Here is a 17,769-nt window from a genome sequence, read left to right as displayed (position 1 = left end):
CGCCGCCCCGGTCCGGCGAAAGCCCGGACCCCCGGCGCGCGGATCGCTCGCCGGGGGTCCGGGGGGAAGGAGGGGGTGCGCGGCCGCTACTGCGCGGCCTTCAGCGCGATGTCGCCGCGGTGCTGGCCGCCGGCCAGCGAGATCCGCTCCACCGCCCGGTAGGCCCGCTCACGTGCCTCGGCGAGCCCGGTCCCGGTCGCGGTGACCGACAGCACCCGGCCGCCGGCGCTCAGCACCCGGCCGTCCTCGGCCGCCTTCGTCCCGGCGTGCAGCACGTAGGCGGTGCCGTCGGCGGCCTCCGCCTCGGCCAGGCCCTCGATCGGGTCGCCGGTGCGCGGCGCCGCCGGGTAGCCCTCGGCGGCGATCACCACGGTGACCGCGGCGCCCTCGTCCCAGCGCAGCGGCTCCAGCTGGTCCAGCGTGCCGGTGGCCGAGGCGTGCAGGACGCCGGCCAGCGGGGTGCGCAGCCGGGCCAGCACGACCTGGGTCTCCGGGTCGCCGAAGCGGGCGTTGAACTCGATCACCCGGGTGCCGCGCGAGGTCAGCGCCAGGCCCGCGTAGAGCAGGCCGGAGAACGGGGTGCCGCGCCGGCGCAGCTCGTCCACGGTCGGCTGCAGGACGGTCTCCAGGACCTCCTCGACCAGGCCCTCGGGCGCCCAGGGCAGCGGCGAGTAGGCACCCATGCCGCCGGTGTTGGGGCCCTGGTCGCCGTCCAGGGCGCGCTTGAAGTCCTGGGCCGGCTGGAGCGGCAGGACGGTGGTGCCGTCGGTGATCGCGAACAGCGAGACCTCGGGGCCGTCCAGGTACTCCTCGATCACCACCTGCCCGCAGGCGGCGGCGTGGGCCAGCGCCTCGTCACGGTCGGAGGTGACCACGACGCCCTTGCCGGCGGCCAGGCCGTCGTCCTTGACCACGTACGGGGCGCCGAAGGCGTCCAGCGCCTCGGCGGCCTCGGCCGGGGTGGTGCAGACGTAGGAGCGGGCGGTGGGCACGCCGGCGGCGGCCATCACGTCCTTGGCGAAGGCCTTGGAGCCTTCGAGACGGGCGGCTTCGGCGGACGGGCCGAACACCGCGACGCCGGCCGCGCGCAGGGCGTCGGCGACGCCCGCGACCAGCGGGGCCTCCGGGCCGACCACGACCAGCTCGGCGCCGAGCCCGCGGGCGAGCGCGGTGACCTGCGCGCCGTCCAGCTGGTCGACCTGGTGGACCGTCGCCACCTGCGCGATCCCGGCGTTGCCCGGGGCACAGTGCAGCTCGGTCACGGCGGGATCTTGGGACAGAGAGCGGCACAGGGCGTGTTCGCGGGCGCCGCCGCCGATGACGAGGACCTTCACGCTGCGCAAGGGTAGCCGGTGGCCGGTTCCGGCCGCTCTCCGGTCCCGTAGGAAGAGACGGACAGGGGAGCCGGTACACGCACAGTCCTGGAGGATCCTCCAGTTCAACGGTCCGATGATCATCACGCGGTGTCCGGGTCAGGACAGCGGGTCACCGGACCCTCGCTCGGACGGGTGAAATCCCGCCGACCGCCGCAACCCTCCCACCTCGGGCCCACCTCGGGATCCGTCGGCCGAATCCGGTAACGATCATTGGCGAAGCGCCCACACGGTAAGCCATTTGGCGGTAAGAAGTGCTGTTGGACCACCACCGGCCGCCGTCGGTGACGCCGCCCCGGGGCACCCGCCACACGCCCCGGAACGGCGGTGTGGCCGCCGCGTTGTCCGCTGTTCCACCGGCCGTCAGGCCGGTGGAACAGCGGTCCGCGCAGAGTCGGAACCAGCCAGACCAGCAGTCCGCCCGCCACAGGGAGCCCCACAGGTGAGCCAGCCGGAAATGCAGCCCGAGGAGAGTGCCTGGGGCAAGGAGATCGGCGAGGAGGACCAGCCCGCCACGACCGTGGCGCGCCGCGCCTCGACCCGCCGCCGGTCCGATCTGAGCGCCCGCCAGTTCCCCCTGGGGGACTGGGGCGAGCCCGCCGAGCGGCTGGAGGAGCTGTACCGCTGGTCCGAGGAGCGGGCGGTCGAGGCCATCGAGTGGTACCGCCGGGACCGGGTCTGGAAGCGCCGCTGGGCCCGGCTGCTGCGGTTCGGCTCGGCCGGCTTCGCGGTCGGCGGGGTCGCCGCCCCGCTGGTCGACCTCACCGGGACCGTCGCGCACGGCTCCGACTGGGGCTACGTCGGGCTGGCGCTGGCCGCCGCCTGTTACGGCGCGGACCGGGTGTTCGGCCTGACCTCCGGCTGGATGCGCGACGTCTCCACCGCGCAGGCGCTGCAGCGCCGGCTGGAGGCCTTCCAGTTCGACTGGGCCTCGGAGTGCGTCCGGGAGGTGCTCGGCCCCACCGAGGGCACCGCGGGCGAGGCCGCCGAGCGGTGCCTCGGGGTGCTGCGGCGGTTCTGCGAGGACGTCTCGGACATGGTCCGCACCGAAACCTCGGAGTGGATGCTGGAGTTCCGGGCCGGGATGACCCGGCTGCCCACCCAGGCCGCCGGCAACTGGGGCGGGCGCGCCGAGCCGGGCATCGGCGCCCAGGTGCGGGTGCTGCCGCCTCCGGGGACCAGGCCCACCATGCCGCGCCAGCGGCCGCCGGAGGGGCCGCTGCGGTAGCCCGGGCCGCGGAGGCGGGCCCGGGACCCGCCTCCGGGCGTCCGGCGCCCGTCCGGCCGCCGACGGCGGCGCAGGCGGCGACTCAGGCGGTGGCTCGGGCTCGGGCTCGGGCTCAGGCGAAGACGATCATCGAGCCCTGGTGCAGGCTCCGGGTCGCCGCCGCGTACAGGCCCGCCCAGGCGTGCCGCTCCCGGGCGAACGGGTGCAGGTCGTCCAGCGGCGGGCCGAACGGCTGCTCCAGGCCGGTCGGGCCGAGCGGCCTGGTCGGCGCCGGCGGGTCGAACGGGTCGATGCCCAGCGCCGGGGCGACGGCCTGCAACTCGCGCAGCAGCCCGTGACTGGAGCCCAGCGGCCCGCCCGCGGCGAGCAGCGACTCCTCCACCAGCGGGGCGGCGAACTCGATCGGCACGTACGCGCCGGCGTGGTCGAAGTGCCAGACCAGGTGGGACTGTTCGGCGCTGCTCTCGAACATCTCCAGCAGCTGCTCGTAGTCGCCGCCGAGCGCGTCCACCGGCGTGATGTCCAGGCCGGTCAGGCCCAGCAGATAGGCCCGGCGCAGGAAGTGCAGCGAGTCGTAGTCGAACGCGGCTATCGGCTCGACCGCCCCGCTGAGCCCCGGCACGAACCGGTAGACCGGCATCTCGGGCAGGCCCCGGGAGGCCAGCACCTGGTTGTAGAGCGCGAGGTCGTCCCGGAAGGGGTTGTCGGGGCTGTGGCTCAGCACGTCCACCAGCGGGACGAGCCAGAGGTCGCAGGCCATGGCCGGCTCTTCCTCTCCGGACGCGGGGAACCGGCCGCGCGGCGGCGGACGGCGGATGGGCGGGTCGGCGCCCGGACGGCCCGTACGAGGGGCGGCCGGGACGGACGACCGCCCACCCTACCGGCCCGGCGAGCGATGCGGATCGGGCCGTCCCCCGGGCAGTTGGTCCGACGACGGGTCGGGCAGCCGGCGGCCGAACCGTCCGTACGGCACCGCGCGCGGCTGCGGCACCAGGCCGAGCCCCAGGCCCAGTTCACGGCCCAGCTCCCGGCCGAGCTCGCGTTCCCGGCCCCGGGCGCCGGTCGCGCTACCCGGTTCCGCCGGTCGGGCGGGCTCCCCCGGCGCGGGCGCCTCGGTGACGCCCGGCCCGGTGCCCGCCCCGGTCTTCCCCGGCGAGGAGTCCCCCGGGGCGTCGGGCGGCGCTCCCGGGGCGTCCTCGCCGCCCGGAGCGGCGAGCGGACGCCCGGTCAGCAGCGGCAGCACCCCCACCGTCTCCACCGGCTGGCCGGCCAGCTCGGCCAGCAGCCCGACCGTGAAGAGGTTGTACTCGCAGACGATCCGGTGGGCACGCGGCACGTCGCGCGCCTCGATCGCCTCCACCAGGTCGAGGTGGCCGTCCCAGCAGACCCCGGCCAGCTGGGGCATCGTCCGCAGGTAGCGCGCGGCGAACATCCACGACTGCACCCGCAGCCAGTCCAGGTAGTCGCCGATCCGGCGGTTGCCCAGCAGCCCGCCGACCTCCTGCCAGAACCGGCGGTCGCAGCCCACCATCACGTCCAGGTTCCCGGCCCGGGCCGCCCGCACCGCCGCGTCCGCCCGGCGGCGCAGCGAGGTCACCCGGCTCTCGTCCCGCGGGCCGGGGTCGGCCGCCAGCCGGCGGAAGTAGCTGTCGGTGATCAGCACCCGGGACTCGAAGATCTCCCGGAAGTCGTCCCAGCCGAACTCGGGAACGGTGAAGCCGCGGTGGTGCTCGGCCCGGAGCAGCCCCTGCGCGGAGAGGTCGACCAGCGCCTCCCGGGCCGGGGTCGCCGAGACCCCGTACAGCTCGGCGATCTCCTTGACGGTGAAGTTCCGCCCGGCCGCCAGCCGGCCGGCCATCATCTCCTCGCGCAACGCGCCGGCGATCTGCTCGCGCAGGCTGTTGCGCTGGATGACGGGACGGCTGTCGCCCGCGCCGGTGCCGAACATGCGCGCGACCTCCTCGGGCGGGCGGGACGGCCTGACGGGGGCAGACCGGCGAAGAACGGGCTGGTAACACGACGAGGGCTCATCTTCTCAAAAAGGACACCGACGTGTACAAGCCCCCCATACGCCCCGGCGCGCCCCCGTGCCCGGAACCGTCGAACCGGCCCCGAACCGGGGGCGTCCCACCGGGCCCGTCAGCGCTGCACGGGTGCCGGGATGCCCAGCAGCCGGTCCCGGTGCACCGGGAAGTCGGCGCGCGCCTTCGCGACCTCCGCCGGATCGAACTCCACGGTCAGCACCTCCTCCCCCGCCCCCGCCTGGGCCAGCACCCGGCCCCACGGGTCCACCGCGATGCTGTGGCCCGCCTGCTCGACCCCGCCGTGCGTCCCCGCCGTGTTGCAGGCCAGCACGTACGCCTGCTCCTCCACCGCCCGCGCCCGGGCCAGCAGCGTCCAGTGCTCCCGCCGCCGCTCCGGCCAGGCCGCCGGCACCACCAGCACCTGCGCCCCCGCGTCCAGCAGCGCCCGGAACAGCTCGGGGAAGCGCAGGTCGTAGCAGGTCGCCAGGCCCAGCGTGCCGACCTCGGTGGCCGCCGTGACGATCTCCTGCCCGGCGCCCATCACCACCGCCTCGCCGCTGTCGAAGCCGAAGCGGTGGATCTTGCGGTAGGTGTGCACCAGCTCGCCGTCCGGGGCGAACAGCAGCGAGGTGTTGTAGATCGGCCCGTCCGGGTCCCGTTCGACGATCGAACCGGCGTGCAGCCAGACGCCCGCCGCCCTGGCGGCAGCCGCCATCGCGTCCGAGGTCGGCCCGTCCAGGGCCTCCGCGCCGTCCGACCAGAGGTCGTAGGCGAACCCGCCGAGCGGCCACAGCTCGGGCAGTACCACCAGGTCGGATCCCCGTTGCGCCCGCACCAGCGCGGCCGCGCGGGCTCGCCGCTCGGCCGGCGGCTCGGCGTCGGAGACCGCGAGTTGGATCAATGAAGCGCGCACAGTACCACCGTCCACGGCAAGAGTCCTACGATCGTCACCCGAAAGCGCTGCCCTGCTCTCACCCGGCAGCGTAACGTGCGGTTAGCGTGTGCGCCCGAAAGCCGGAATTCCCGGCCGACCCAGGAGACCGCGGGCACGCGCGGCAAGGCAGCTGACGGAGGGCCGGAGATACCCGTGACGGACAACCAGACCGTGCAGGCTTACACCGAGGCGTGGACGCAGTCCATCGAGGCGATATCCGAACTGGTGACCCCCCTGCCCGAGGGATCCTGGAACCGGGCCACCGAGTGCCCGGGCTGGTCGGTCCGCGACATCGTCTCGCACGTGATCGCCGTCGAGTCCGAACTGCTCGGCGACCCCCGCCCGATCCACTCCCTCCCCCGTGACCTGCGCCACGTCACCACCGAGACCGCCCGGTACCTCGAACTGCCCGTCGACAAGCGCCGCTGCCACACCGCGCTGGAGATGACCAGCGAGCTGGAGTACACGATCATCCGCCGCGCCCGCGCGCTGCGGAACGCCAAGCAGATGCCCAACGAGCCGGTCCGCTGGCCGGCCGGCCCGCAGAGCCACGACGTCCCGTACCACCGGCTGCTGCGGCTGCGCGCCTTCGACGTCTGGGTGCACGAGCAGGACCTGCGGCGCGCCCTCGGCACCCCCGGCAACCTCGACTCCCCCGCCGCCCTGATCACCCGCGACGTCCTGCTGGAGGGCCTGCCGAAGGCGGTCGCCCACCAGGCCGGCGCCCCGGCCGGCACCGCCCTGGTCATCGACGTCACCGGGCCCGTCGAGTTCCTGCGCACCGTGCGGGTCGACTCCGCCGGGCGCGGCACCGTCGACGAGTCCATCAGCCTCGCCCCCGACGTCCAGCTCACCCTCGACTGGGAGACCTACGTCCGCCTCGCCTGCGGCCGCGGCCGCCCGGACCGGGTGACCGTCGACGGCGACCGGGAACTCGCCGACCGCGTCCTGGCCAACTTCTCCGTCACCCCGTAGCCCCTGCTCATCACCCGCCCGGCGTACACGCACCGTGCACGCCGGGCGAGTGCGCCTCGTGCTCCCGTGCGTCACGTTGGGACCAGTACCCCCGTCCGTTCGGCCTCGTTGTTCCGGGCAGTCACCCGGAAGAAGGAGGGGCGTCCCATGGACGACGAACAGATGGTGCTGGTCCGGTCGAGCTTCCCGGTCACGGACGAGCCGATGAGGGTCGTGATGATCGACGGCGAGCCGTGGTTCGTCACGGCGGACGTGTGCCGGATCTTGGGTCGCGGCAACCCCACCGACGCCGTGAAGGTGCTGGACTCACGGCAGCACCGAACCGTCGATCTGCGGCTGGTAACCCTTGTTCGGAACAAGGGTTACGGCGTTTCCGCAGATCAGAAACCCTATCGACGAGGCAACCCGCTACTCGGCGTGGTGAGCGAAGCAGGTCTCTACGGCTTGCTCATGCGTTCCGACAAGAGCGCGGCCCGCCCGTTCCAGGACTGGGTCACGGAAGAGTTGCTCCCCTCCGTTCGCCGAGGGAACACCGACATCCCCACCCAGCAGCGGAGGATGGCGGAGACGCTCACCGAGGCGATCGGGCAGCAGGTGTACGTCGTCGCGCGGATCGAGCACGAGGACTGGCCGGACCTCACCGTCCACTCCGACGGCACGGTCGGCTGCCGGCACGGCGAGATGGTCCTCCGGCTACCCGGCCCCGACGACAGCGGGCCACCGTTCGGTCCGTACTTCGAGTGCCCGAGCGAGGAGCGCGTCGGAATCCGGGGCAGCCGGGTGGTCCCGGGCTGCCCGAAGCTGCGGATCGTGGACCTGATCCGGATGCGGGACGAGGCCCGGGCGGCATCGACCTGCGGTCACGAGAACCTGCTCGTGGAGATGCACGGTGCCCGGATCCTCGGGACGCCCCCTCAGATCGCCGAGTTCATGCGCGAGTACAGGGCCTGATTCGAAACGGGGGTCACCCTTGTCCTGGACAAGGGTGACCCCCGTTTCCACAGGACGGGAACCCTACGAAGCCACCGCCGCGAGCTTCCTCCGGAGCCGCAGGATCATCAGGGTGCCCACCGCCAGGGGCGCGTACTGCCAGCAGAACGCCCAGCGGAAGGCGCTCGCGGAGTAGGTGTCGGTGCCACCCGGGGTGAGGGTGTCCAGGAGGACGCCGATCCCGAAGAGGGTGATCATCGTGCCGATGAAGCCGCCCATGTTGACGATGCCGGAGGCGGTGCCGAGGCGTTCGACGGGGTTGCGGGCGCGGGCGTAGTCGAGGCCGACGAGCGAGGCGGGGCCGTTGCTGCCCATCACCAGGATCACCGCGACCAGCAGCCAGAGCGGCGGGTGGCCGCCGGGCCAGGCGAGCGTCACCGCCCACAGCAGCGCGGTGGCGCCGATGACGGTGAGCACGATGGGCATCCGGGCCCGGGCGGTGCGGGACAGGACGCGGCCGAAGAGGAAGCCGAAGCTCATGTTGGAGAGCACCAGCAGGGTGAGCAGCCCGCCGGCGGCGGCGCGGGTCATGCCCTGGGCCTCGACGAGGTAGGGCAGGCCCCAGAGCAGGCCGAAGGCGTTGCCCGGGAACTGGGTGGTGAAGTGGATCCAGAGCCCCAGCCGGGTGCCCGGCTCCCGCCAGGTCTCCCGGACCTGCCGCGCGACGCCGAGCCGCGGCTGCGCGGCCTGCGCCGCCTCCCCGGCGGGCCCGTCGGGCGCCTCCCGGAGGAAGAGCGCGACGAGGGCGAAGACGGCGACGCCGAGCAGGGCGATGGCGGTGAAGGTGGGCGTCCAGCCCTCGCTGTGCAGGGCCTGGGCGAGGACGACGGTGGTGACCAGGTTGCCGCTCATCCCGGCGAGCCCGGTCAGCTGGGCGACCAGCGGGTTCTTGGCCGCGGGGAACCAGCGGGCGGCGATCCGCAGCACGCTGATGAAGGTCATCGCGTCGCCGCAGCCGAGCACGGCCCGGGAGGCGAGCGCGGGGCCGAAGGAGTCGGAGAAGGCGAAGGCGAGCTGGCCGGTGCTGAGCAGCACGACGCCGAGCAGCAGCACCCGGCGCGGCCCGAACCGGTCGACCAGCAGGCCGACGGGTACCTGCATGGCCGCGTAGACGAGGACCTGGAGGATCGAGAAGGTGGAGAGCGCGGAGGCGCCGATGCCGAAGCGGTCGGCGGCGTCCAGGCCGGCGACGCCGAGGCTGGTGCGGTGGATGACGGCCAGGACGTAGACGCTGACGCCGATGGACCAGGCGAGCCAGGCGGCCCGGCCGCCGGGCGGGTGGTGGGCGGCGACGGCGACCGGGCCGGTGGTGGGGCCGGCGCCGGCCCGGGGAGCGGGGACGGACAGGGGACGGGCTGAACTGGCGGGCTCCACGGTCATAGTGGCCCCAGATTAGTCATCCCATCATTGAACGCCTAGGGCGGGGTCAGGAGGACGGGTACGAACCACCCGCCCCACCCCGGGTCCGACGTGCTGTCAGCCAACCACCGTCCAGGAGACCGAGCGCGTCATGTAGCGGTCCCGGAAGGCCTCGTCGCGGACCCAGTCGGTGGTGTCCCGGACAGTCGCCGTGACGGTCGCGGCGCGCCCGGTCTCCAGCCGCAGCGTCGCGGTGTCCAGCCGGCTGCGGTCCGCCGCCTGCGGCTCGACCGGGACGCCGTCCACCGTCCAGTCCACCCGCAGCTGCCGGGCACCGGACAGCGGGACCGGCCGGACCTCCAGCCGGGGCCGGCCGGTGACGTCGCCGGGCGGCGGCACGGGGTTGTCGGTGGGCCTGACGCGCCGGTAGATCTCCTCGATGATCGCCTCCCGCGAGGGCAGGTTGTACGCCCCGCCGAGGGTGCGCATCACCGAGTCCTGGGTGGGCCGGTAGATGCCGTTGGCGCTGCGGTAGGCGCCGATCACGCCGGCGCCGTCCGGGGACTCCGCGCCCAGCCAGCGCCACCACTTGGTCTGCTTGCGGCGCATCTCCTCGGCGTTGTCGGTGGCGAGGTTGGGGTAGTCGGCGTCGTCCGGCGCGCTGTCGTACTCGTCGCCGAGGTCCCCGACGGTGTGCCCTATCTCGTGCTGGATGATCCGCCCCGCGTCCGGGCTGCCGCCGGCCAGGGTAGTCACTCCGGTGCCGCCGGCGCCGCCGTACTCGGTGGAGTTGGCGAGCGCGATGAGGTACTGCGGGCCGTCGCCGTGGCCGGCGTAGCGGGCGGTCGCCTCCTCGTCGGCGCAGAGCAGCCGGGCGGTGCCCTCGCACCAGAAGTGCATGCCCAGCGGGGTGGCGGGGCGCCGGCCGCGGTTCTCGGTCTCGGCGATGCCGGAGACCGGGGAGACCACCTCGACCCGCTTTATGTTGAAGAACCCCTGGTAGCTGCGGAACGGCTCGATGTCCATCAGCGAGCGCCAGGCCCGGTCGGCCTGGGCGCGGAAGAGGTCCTGCTCCCCCGTGGTGTAGCCGTCGCCGAGCAGGACCAGGGTGATCCGGTTGGACGGGTCGCCGGTGCGCCGTATGTCGACGGTCGGCGCCTCGCCGGCGCTGTGCAGGTCGGCGTGCTGCACCACGGTGTGCGGCGGCACCGCGCGGTCGGCGGGGGCACCCGGTCCGATCACCCCGAACGGCGGGGGCCCGGCCAGTTCGAGCGCGGCCGGGAGGACGGCGGTGGATACCAGCACGAGCGCGGCCAGACTCCGGACGATCCGGCCAGGGTTGCCAGGCGGCATACGGGTGTGTCCTCGACGTTCCGGTCACCCGGCGTCGCCCGGGTGGTGGACGCGAAGACGTACCCGGCCCGGCGTGTCGACCGAACCGAACGGCGAAAAAGTCACCGATCTGGACGAACCACAAGAATCTCACCAGTCATACCGACGTATCCGATCAGATGAATGATCGCCACCGAAAGTGATCGAAGCGTCACGCAAAATACTCGGAAGAAACTTCGGAACGGCGGGAACCCTCCGGCAGCGAACGCTGTCTGTACGGACGAAGGCAGCGGGAAGCGAGACCGGCGAGGCCGGGGGGCGCAACTGCTCGACAGGAGCAGGCCGGTCACCTTCGACAACCACTCACTCGTTCACGGCACCAGACCCTGGGGGGTTCTGTCATGCGCACGTCCGTCATGCCCGCTTTCGCGAACAACTCCACCGCCACCCGCCGCCGGATCGCCACCGTCGCCGCCACCCTCCTGCTGGCCGGCTCCGTCCAGCTGCTGACCGCCGAGACCTCCTCGGCCTGCGGTGGCCCCGACAAGGCGTACAACCCCGAGGTCCCGGCGGCCGCCTGGAACGTGAAGCACAAGGGCGCCGTCTCCAGCTCGTTCCTCTCCTCCCCCGGCCGGATCACCCCCGGCGGGCCGAAGGCCGAGATCGGCACCCAGATCGCCAACTTCACCGGCGGCGACTTCTACATCGCCACGCCGGGCCTCTCCATCTCCGGCAAGGGCGCGCGGCTGCGGCCGCAGGACGTGACGGTCGAGGCGTTCGTGGACGGCGCCTGGAAGAAGCTCACCACCGGCACCGACTGCTACGGGCGGACCGTCGTGGTCGACACCTCCCCGCTGCTCAAGCCCCTCAAGGACGGCCGGGCGAGCCGCCTGATGTTCCGGATCGGCCTGTCGGCGAAGGCCCCGTCCGCCGTCTCCGAGGTGTCGGTCACCCTGTCGGCCTGGTCGGAGTCCACCAGCGGGAAGCAGAGCACCCGGACGCTGACGGTCTCCCGCGCCGCCGGCACCCCCGGCAAGGCCGCGACGGCCCCGACCGCCGAGCCCACCCCGACGAAGCCCACCAAGCCCGCCAAGCCCGCCCAGACCGCGAAGCCCGCCCAGACCGCGAAGCCCGCCCCGGCCAAGCCGACCACCGCGAAGCCCGCCGCACCGGCCGCCGACAACGCGCCGGCCACCGCCGAGCCGGCCGCCCCGGCCACCCCGGCGGCCCCCGCCGCCCCGGCCACGCCGAAGAGCACCCCGACCGCCGCCCCCGCCACCACGGCGCCGGCCGGCACCCCGGAGCTCGCCCGGACCGGCGCCGGCACCCCGAACGGCCTGCTCGCCGGCATCGCCGCCGCCCTCGCCGCCGCCGGCGCCGGCGCCGTCGTCGCCGCACGCCGCCTGCGCGCCCGCAGCTGACGGCCCGAGGACGAAGGGGCCCTCACCACGCACGGCGGTGCGCGGGGAGGGCCCCTTCCCACCGGTCAGCGGCGGAACGGACCGGTGACCTCGTAGGTGATGCCGCCGGAGGAGCTGCCGCTGGTGCCGCGCTGGCTGGAGAAGTACAGGCGGGTGCCGTCGGGGGAGAACGCCGGGCCGGTGATCTCCGAGGAGGACTGGCCGGTGATCCGCAGGAAGGGCGCGACGACGTCGTCCGGCGTGATGACGCAGATCTCCATGTTGCCGCCGTCCTCGGCGACGTACAGGTCGCCGAAGGTGGAGCCGGTGACGTTGTCCACGCCGGTCAGCGGCGCGGTGCCGGGGCTGACCAGCGAGTCGTCGTAGGCCAGCTCGTAGGTGCCGGCGGCCAGGTTGACCTGCCACACCCGGTTGTCGCCCTTGGTGGTGAACCAGACCGTGTCGTTGGCGTAGTGACAGCCCTCGCCGCCGTTGAAGCGCTTCGCGCCGGTGACCTGGCTGCGGGTGGTGGTCGGGGAGCCGTCCGGGTCGGGGACGGTGGCCCAGGTGAAGGTGCCGGAGGTGGCGGTGCCGGCCTTGAGGACCTGCAAGGTGCCGGCGGACAGGTTGCCCCAGGTGGTCGGGACGAACCGGTAGAAGCAGCCGTCGCTCTCGTCCTCGGTCAGGTAGACCACCCGGCGGACCGGGTCGGCGGCGGCCGCCTCGTGCTTGAACCTGCCCATCGCGTCACGGCGGACGGCGGCGTTCACGCCGAACGGGTCGGTCTCGTAGACGTAGCCGAGGCTGACCTCCTCGCAGGACAGCCAGGTGTTCCACGGGGTGGCACCGCCCGCGCAGTTCTGCCGGGTGCCGGACAGGATCCGGTACCCGCCGGTGACCGAACCCGAGGAGTTGAACCGCAGGGCGCTCGCACCTCCGGAGGGGTTGATCTCCGAGTTCGAGACGTAGATCCAGCCCGTCCCGTCGGCGAAACAGGCACCGCCGTCCGGCGCGCTGTGCCAGGCGTACGAGGTGCCCGTGACCGTCTGGCCGGAGCGGGCGACGACCCGGCTGGTGAAGCCGGCGGGAAGCTGGATGCCATTGGCGTCGGCGGCGCCGAGCGCCCCGTACGGGCCGGGCCCGTTCTGCGCGGGGGCCGCGTAGGCGGCACCCTGCGTCAGCGTGCCGACGAAGGCCGCGGCCGAGGCACCGGCGACGGCGCCGCGCAGGAAGGTACGTCGTTCCATGCTGACTCCCGGGGGGAAGCGTATGGTCCGCCGCCCGGTCGGACGGCGGGGACGCGCGCCCGAAGGCTAGGGAGCGGGGGTGGCCGTACCGGCAACGAGCGGTGAACGGCTCGCCCGTCCCCCGGGAACAGCGCTGTTCACCGTCCACCGACGGTGCGGCCACGCAGTGTCACCGCGAGGCCGGCGTGGGCACCGAAAGGGCCCGCCCCGCCGGACGTACCGGCGGGGCGGGCCCTGTGCGCGAGTCGGAGCGGCCGGGAGTCAGCCCCAGGTGATCAGGCGCTTCGGGTGCTCCAGGATGCCCGCGATGTCGGCCAGCACCTTGGAGCCCAGCTCGCCGTCGACCAGCCGGTGGTCGAAGGAGAGCGCCAGCGTGGTGACCTGGCGCGGGACGACCTTGCCCTTGTGCACCCACGGCAGTTCCCGGACCGCCCCGAAGGCGAGGATGGCCGCCTCGCCGGGGTTGAGGATCGGGGTGCCGCTGTCGACGCCGAAGACGCCGACGTTGGTGATCGTGACCGTGCCGCCCTGCATGTCGCCGGGCGCGGTCCTCCCCTGCCGGGCGGTGTCGATCAGCTCGCCGAGCGAGACCGCCAGGGCGGAGAGGGTCTTCCCGCCCGCGTCCTTGATGTTGGGGACGATCAGGCCGCGCGGGGTGGCCGCGGCGATGCCGAGGTTCACCTGGCCCTTGATGACGATCTCCTGGGCCGCCTCGTCCCACTGGGCGTTGATCCCGGGGTTGCGCTTGATCGCGGTGAGCAGTGCCTTGGCGACCAGCAGCAGCGGGCTGACCCGGACGTCCCGGCCCAGCTCGCCGCTCTCCTTGAGGCGGCGGACGAACTTCATCGTCCGGGTGACGTCGACCTGGACGAACTCGGTGACGTGCGGGGCGGTGAAGGCCGAGGCCACCATCGCCTGCGCGGTCGCCTTGCGGACGCCCTTGATCGGCACCCGGACGTCGCCCGCGCCGGGGACGGCCACCGGGGCGGCGGCCGGCTCGACGGCCTGCTCGACGACCGGGGCCTCGGCCGGGGCCGGGACGGCGGCGGCCGCGTGGGCGTGCAGGTCCTCGCGGGTGATCACGCCGTCCGGACCGGTCGGGGTGACGGCCCGCAGGTCGATCCCGAGGTCCTTGGCGAGCTTGCGCACCGGCGGCTTGGCCAGCGGCCGGTCACCGCCCGCCGCGACCGGCGCGGGGGCCGGGGCGGCGACGGGGAGGGCAACCGGCGCGGGGGCCGGAGCCGCGACGGGCGCGGGCGCCGGGGCGGCGGCCGTGCTGCGCCGGGCCCGGCGCTGGCTGCCGCCGGTCCGCGGCCCGTAGCCGACCAGCACCTCGCGCCGCTCGGGCTCGGCGGCCTCCGCAGCGGCGGGAGCGGCAGCGGTGGCCGGAGCCGGGGCGGCGGCCGGAGCCGCGGGCGCACCCGCCTCGCCGGCCACCGCGACCGAGATGATCACGGTGCCGACGTCGACCGTCGCGCCCTCCGGGAAGAACAGCTGCTCGACGACCCCGTTGAACGGGATCGGCAGCTCCACGGCGGCCTTGGCGGTCTCCACCTCGCAGACGACCTGCCCGTCGGTGACGGTGTCACCGGGCTTGACGTACCAGCTGAGGATCTCGGCCTCGGTGAGGCCCTCGCCCACGTCGGGCATCTTGAACTCGCGGAGCGAGCGAACTTCGGTGGTCATCATCGCTCCCCGGAATCAGTACGCGAAGGCGCGGTCGACGGCGTCGAGCACGCGGTCCAGGTCGGGGAGGAAGGCCTCCTCGACCCGCGACGGCGGATACGGCGCGTAGTAGCCGCCGACCCGCAGGATCGGCGCCTCCAGGTGGTAGAAGCACCGCTCGGTGAGCCGGGCGGCCAGTTCGGCGCCCATGCCGAGGAACACCGGCGCCTCGTGCACCACGATGCCGCGCCCGGTCCGCTTCACGGACTCCTCCAGGGCCGCGAAGTCGACCGGGGTGAGCGAGCGCAGGTCGACGACCTCCAGCCGGCGGCCGTCCTCCTCGGCGGCCGCGGCGGCCTCCAGGCAGACCTTGACCATCGGGCCGTAGGCGATCAGCGTGGCGTCGGCGCCGGGGCGCACGATCCGCGCGTCGTGCAGGCCCAGGTCGGCGGCGTCGCCGACCTCGCCCTTGTCCCAGTAGCGGCGCTTGGGCTCCAGGAAGATCACCGGGTCGTCCGACTCGATGGCCTGGCGCAGCATCCAGTGCGCGTCGTGCGCGTTGGACGGGCTGACCACCCGCAGACCGGCGGTGTGCGCGAAATACGCCTCGTGCGACTCGCTGTGGTGCTCGACCGCGCCGATGCCGCCGGCGTAGGGGATGCGCACGGTGACCGGCATCTTGACGTGGCCGAGCGCGCGGGCGTGCATCTTGGCCAGCTGGGAGACGATCTGGTCGAAGGCCGGGTAGACGAAGCCGTCGAACTGGATCTCCACGACCGGGCGGTAGCCGCGCAGCGCGAGGCCGATCGCGGTGCCCACGATGCCGGACTCGGCGAGCGGGGTGTCGATCACCCGGTCCTCCCCGAAGTCCTTCTGCAGGCCGTCGGTGATCCGGAAGACGCCGCCGAGCTTGCCGATGTCCTCGCCCATCAGGACGGTCTTCGGGTCGCTCTCCAGCGACTTGCGCAGGGCGCCGTTGAGCGCCTTGGCGATGCTGAGCTGACCGGCCATCAGAGGTTCTCCCCCGCCTCGAAGGAGGCCGCGTACTCGACGTACCCGGCCCGTTCCTCATCGACCAGCGCGTGCGGCTCGGCGTAGACGTGGTCGAAGATCAGGGTGGGGTCCGGGTCCGGCATGCCGCGCACGCCCTCGCGCACCCGCAGCCCGAGCCGCTCGCTCTCGGCGTCGACCGAGGCGAAGAACGCCTCGTCGGCCAGGCCCTCCTTCTCCAGGAGGGTGCGCAGCCGGGCGATCGGGTCCTTGGCCTTCCAGGCCTCGGTCTCCTCGGCGGGCCGGTAGCGGGTCGGGTCGTCGGAGGTGGTGTGCGCGCCCATCCGGTAGGTGAACGCCTCGACCAGCACCGGGCCGTTGCCGCTGCGGGCGTGCTCCAGCGCCCAGCGGGTCACCGCGAGGCAGGCCAGCACGTCGTTGCCGTCGACCCGCACGCCCGGGAAGCCGAAGCCGGAGGCGCGGCGGTACAGCGGGATCCGGGTCTGGGTGGTGGTGGGCTCGGAGATCGCCCACTGGTTGTTCTGGCAGAAGAACACCACCGGGGCGTTGTAGACCGAGGCGAAGGTGAAGGCCTCGCTGACGTCGCCCTGGCTGGACGCGCCGTCGCCGAAGTACGCGATCACCGCGTCGTCGGCGCCGTCCTTGGTGATGCCCATCGCGTAGCCGGTGGCGTGCAGGGCCTGCGCGCCGATCACGATGGTGTAGAGGTGGAAGTTCTTCTCGTTCGGGTCCCAGCCGCCGTGGTTCACGCCGCGGAACATGCCGAGCAGGTTCAGCGGGTCGACGTCGCGGCACCAGGCGACGCCGTGCTCGCGGTAGGTGGGGAAGGCGTAGTCGCCGGGCCGCAGCGCGCGGCCGGAGCCGACCTGGGCGGCCTCCTGGCCGAGCAGCGAGGCCCACAGGCCCAGTTCGCCCTGGCGCTGCAGGGAGGTGGCCTCCGCGTCGAACCGGCGCACCAGCACCAGGTCACGGTAGAGGGCTCGAAGCTCGTCCGGCTCCACGGTGAGCGGGAAGTCCGGGTGCTCGACCCGCTCGCCTTCCGGGGTGAGCAGCTGCACGAGCTCCGGCTGGGCGTCCTTACCCGTGGCGCGGAGGGTGTCAGGGACGCCGGGGGCCGCCTTCTTGCGAGCCCTCGCCGTGCTTTTGACGGTCACGTTCACTCCTCGGTCTGTCCGGCCGCCCGGGGTCGCCGGTGACCGGTCCGGTCACCGCCTCGCGGGGCGCGCGTGGGTGTGCGCTCCCATCTGCGGGGCAGGTGGTGATCCTGTTCCGACGGCGTCCCTCACGAGAACGTTACCCAGCGTCCGCCCTTGGCGCGTCTGCGCTAGGACGTCCTACTTGTTCGGGGCCTACAAACGCGTATGTGGCGCAGCTCTCAATTCGGTCGCCTTCAGGACACCTGCGCACGTTATCCGGGCGGAGGCTCCCGCGTAAGGGGGTTACCGGCATCGGTTTCCACCGCTCTGGCCGGATCGTGACCCCGGTCCGGTGCGGGCGAGAGGTCTTTCGTAGGGTGATATGGGAGGCTTTGCGCGTGACTGATAAGGGACAAATCAGGGTATTCCTTCTCGACGACCACGAGGTGGTCCGCCGGGGCGTCCATGAACTCCTCTCGGTCGAGGACGACATCGAGGTGGTCGGGGAGGCCGGCACCGCCGCCGAGGCGCTGACCAGGATCCCGGCCGTCGGCCCCGACGTCGCGGTCCTGGACGTCCGGCTGCCGGACGGCAACGGGGTGGAGGTCTGCCGGGAGATCCGCTCCCGGCTGCCGGGGATCAAGTGCCTGATGCTGACCTCGTTCTCGGACGACGAGGCGCTGTTCGACTCGATCATGGCGGGCGCCTCCGGCTACGTGCTGAAGGCGATCCGCGGCACCGACCTGATCACCGCGGTCCGGGACGTCGCGGCCGGCCGCTCGCTGCTCGACCCGGTCGCCACCAGCCGGGTGCTGGCCCGGCTGCGGGACGGCGGCGAGAAGGAGGACGAACGGCTCTCCCAGCTCACCAGGCAGGAGCGCCGCATCCTGGACCTCATCGGCGAAGGGATGACCAATCGTCAGATCGGCAACGAGCTGCACCTCGCCGAAAAGACGGTGAAGAACTACGTCTCCAGTCTGCTCTCGAAGATGGGGATGGAGCGCCGCACCCAGGCGGCCGCCTTCGTCGCCCGGCACCAGGCGGACCACCAGCACGGATAGGGCGGATGCACAGAACTGACGAACTGTCAAGGAC

15 protein-coding genes are annotated in these 17,769 nt (G+C 73.3%); 5 read left to right on the top strand and 10 right to left on the bottom strand.

From position 1 onward, the window contains the following. Positions 1-86: 86 nt before the first annotated feature. Entirely contained in the window at positions 87-1,334 is a 1,248-nt protein-coding gene (gene purD, locus ACFZBX_RS06010; RefSeq protein WP_391531728.1) for a phosphoribosylamine--glycine ligase, read from the bottom strand. A 481-nt stretch (positions 1,335-1,815) separates the two neighbouring features. Here purD and ACFZBX_RS06005 point away from each other — a divergent pair, with 481 nt between their 5' ends. Further along, on the top strand, positions 1,816-2,601 hold the full coding sequence (locus ACFZBX_RS06005) for an SLATT domain-containing protein (RefSeq protein WP_391531727.1): 786 nt from the start codon (positions 1,816-1,818) through the stop codon (positions 2,599-2,601). A 112-nt stretch (positions 2,602-2,713) separates the two neighbouring features. On the opposite strand, the gene ACFZBX_RS06000 is transcribed toward ACFZBX_RS06005, so the two are convergent. The 3 genes from ACFZBX_RS06000 to ACFZBX_RS05990 form a co-directional block, all read right to left on the bottom strand. Further along, the gene (locus ACFZBX_RS06000; protein WP_380759880.1) at positions 2,714-3,361 is read right to left on the bottom strand and encodes a hypothetical protein; all 648 of its coding nucleotides are present in this window, start codon (positions 3,359-3,361) and stop codon (positions 2,714-2,716) included. 117 nt (positions 3,362-3,478) lie between these two features. Further along, the gene (locus ACFZBX_RS05995) at positions 3,479-4,549 is read right to left on the bottom strand and encodes a GntR family transcriptional regulator (RefSeq protein WP_391531726.1); all 1,071 of its coding nucleotides are present in this window, start codon (positions 4,547-4,549) and stop codon (positions 3,479-3,481) included. A 191-nt stretch (positions 4,550-4,740) separates the two neighbouring features. Beyond that, positions 4,741-5,538: a carbon-nitrogen family hydrolase gene (locus ACFZBX_RS05990; protein WP_380759876.1), complete on the bottom strand. Its 798-nt coding sequence runs from the start codon at positions 5,536-5,538 to the stop codon at positions 4,741-4,743. Between the two features lie 174 nt (positions 5,539-5,712). On the opposite strand from ACFZBX_RS05990, the gene ACFZBX_RS05985 reads away from it, so the two are divergent. Further along, positions 5,713-6,534, top strand: a complete 822-nt coding sequence (locus tag ACFZBX_RS05985) for a maleylpyruvate isomerase family mycothiol-dependent enzyme (protein ID WP_391531725.1) — start codon at positions 5,713-5,715, stop codon at positions 6,532-6,534. A 147-nt stretch (positions 6,535-6,681) separates the two neighbouring features. Continuing rightward, positions 6,682-7,485, top strand: coding sequence for a Bro-N domain-containing protein (locus tag ACFZBX_RS05980; RefSeq protein ID WP_391531724.1), 804 nt, complete (start codon positions 6,682-6,684; stop codon positions 7,483-7,485). Positions 7,486-7,548: 63 nt separating this feature from the next. Here the strand turns inward: ACFZBX_RS05980 and ACFZBX_RS05975 are convergent, their stop codons facing one another. Both ACFZBX_RS05975 and ACFZBX_RS05970 read right to left on the bottom strand, forming a co-directional pair. Beyond that, on the bottom strand, positions 7,549-8,904 hold the full coding sequence (locus ACFZBX_RS05975) for a nitrate/nitrite transporter (RefSeq protein ID WP_391531723.1): 1,356 nt from the start codon (positions 8,902-8,904) through the stop codon (positions 7,549-7,551). A 96-nt stretch (positions 8,905-9,000) separates the two neighbouring features. Then, positions 9,001-10,236, bottom strand: a complete 1,236-nt coding sequence (locus ACFZBX_RS05970; protein ID WP_391531722.1) for a M64 family metallopeptidase — start codon at positions 10,234-10,236, stop codon at positions 9,001-9,003. 380 nt (positions 10,237-10,616) lie between these two features. Here ACFZBX_RS05970 and ACFZBX_RS05965 point away from each other — a divergent pair, with 380 nt between their 5' ends. Further along, positions 10,617-11,636, top strand: coding sequence for a hypothetical protein (locus ACFZBX_RS05965; protein ID WP_391531721.1), 1,020 nt, complete (start codon positions 10,617-10,619; stop codon positions 11,634-11,636). A gap of 65 nt (positions 11,637-11,701) precedes the next feature. Here ACFZBX_RS05965 and ACFZBX_RS05960 read toward each other — a convergent pair whose 3' ends face one another. The 4 genes from ACFZBX_RS05960 to pdhA form a co-directional block, all read right to left on the bottom strand. Then, on the bottom strand, positions 11,702-12,862 hold the full coding sequence (locus tag ACFZBX_RS05960; RefSeq protein WP_391531720.1) for an alkaline phosphatase PhoX: 1,161 nt from the start codon (positions 12,860-12,862) through the stop codon (positions 11,702-11,704). A gap of 261 nt (positions 12,863-13,123) precedes the next feature. Beyond that, the gene (locus ACFZBX_RS05955) at positions 13,124-14,551 is read right to left on the bottom strand and encodes a dihydrolipoamide acetyltransferase family protein (protein ID WP_391531719.1); all 1,428 of its coding nucleotides are present in this window, start codon (positions 14,549-14,551) and stop codon (positions 13,124-13,126) included. A gap of 12 nt (positions 14,552-14,563) precedes the next feature. Further along, positions 14,564-15,538 (bottom strand): alpha-ketoacid dehydrogenase subunit beta, encoded by a 975-nt coding sequence (locus ACFZBX_RS05950; protein ID WP_391531718.1) that lies wholly within the window; start codon positions 15,536-15,538, stop codon positions 14,564-14,566. Then, the gene (gene pdhA / locus ACFZBX_RS05945; protein ID WP_391531717.1) at positions 15,538-16,692 is read right to left on the bottom strand and encodes a pyruvate dehydrogenase (acetyl-transferring) E1 component subunit alpha; all 1,155 of its coding nucleotides are present in this window, start codon (positions 16,690-16,692) and stop codon (positions 15,538-15,540) included. The genes ACFZBX_RS05950 and pdhA overlap by 1 nt, the downstream gene beginning before the upstream one ends. 380 nt (positions 16,693-17,072) lie before the next feature. Here pdhA and ACFZBX_RS05940 point away from each other — a divergent pair, with 380 nt between their 5' ends. Beyond that, the gene (locus ACFZBX_RS05940) at positions 17,073-17,735 is read left to right on the top strand and encodes a response regulator (protein ID WP_391531716.1); all 663 of its coding nucleotides are present in this window, start codon (positions 17,073-17,075) and stop codon (positions 17,733-17,735) included. Positions 17,736-17,769: the final 34 nt, after the last annotated feature.

Source organism: Kitasatospora sp. NPDC008115 (genome assembly GCF_042957205.1).
GTDB lineage: Bacteria > Actinomycetota > Actinomycetes > Streptomycetales > Streptomycetaceae > Kitasatospora.
Note: the sequence above shows the minus strand (reverse complement) of the source record. Positions and strands in the feature narration are given on the sequence as shown.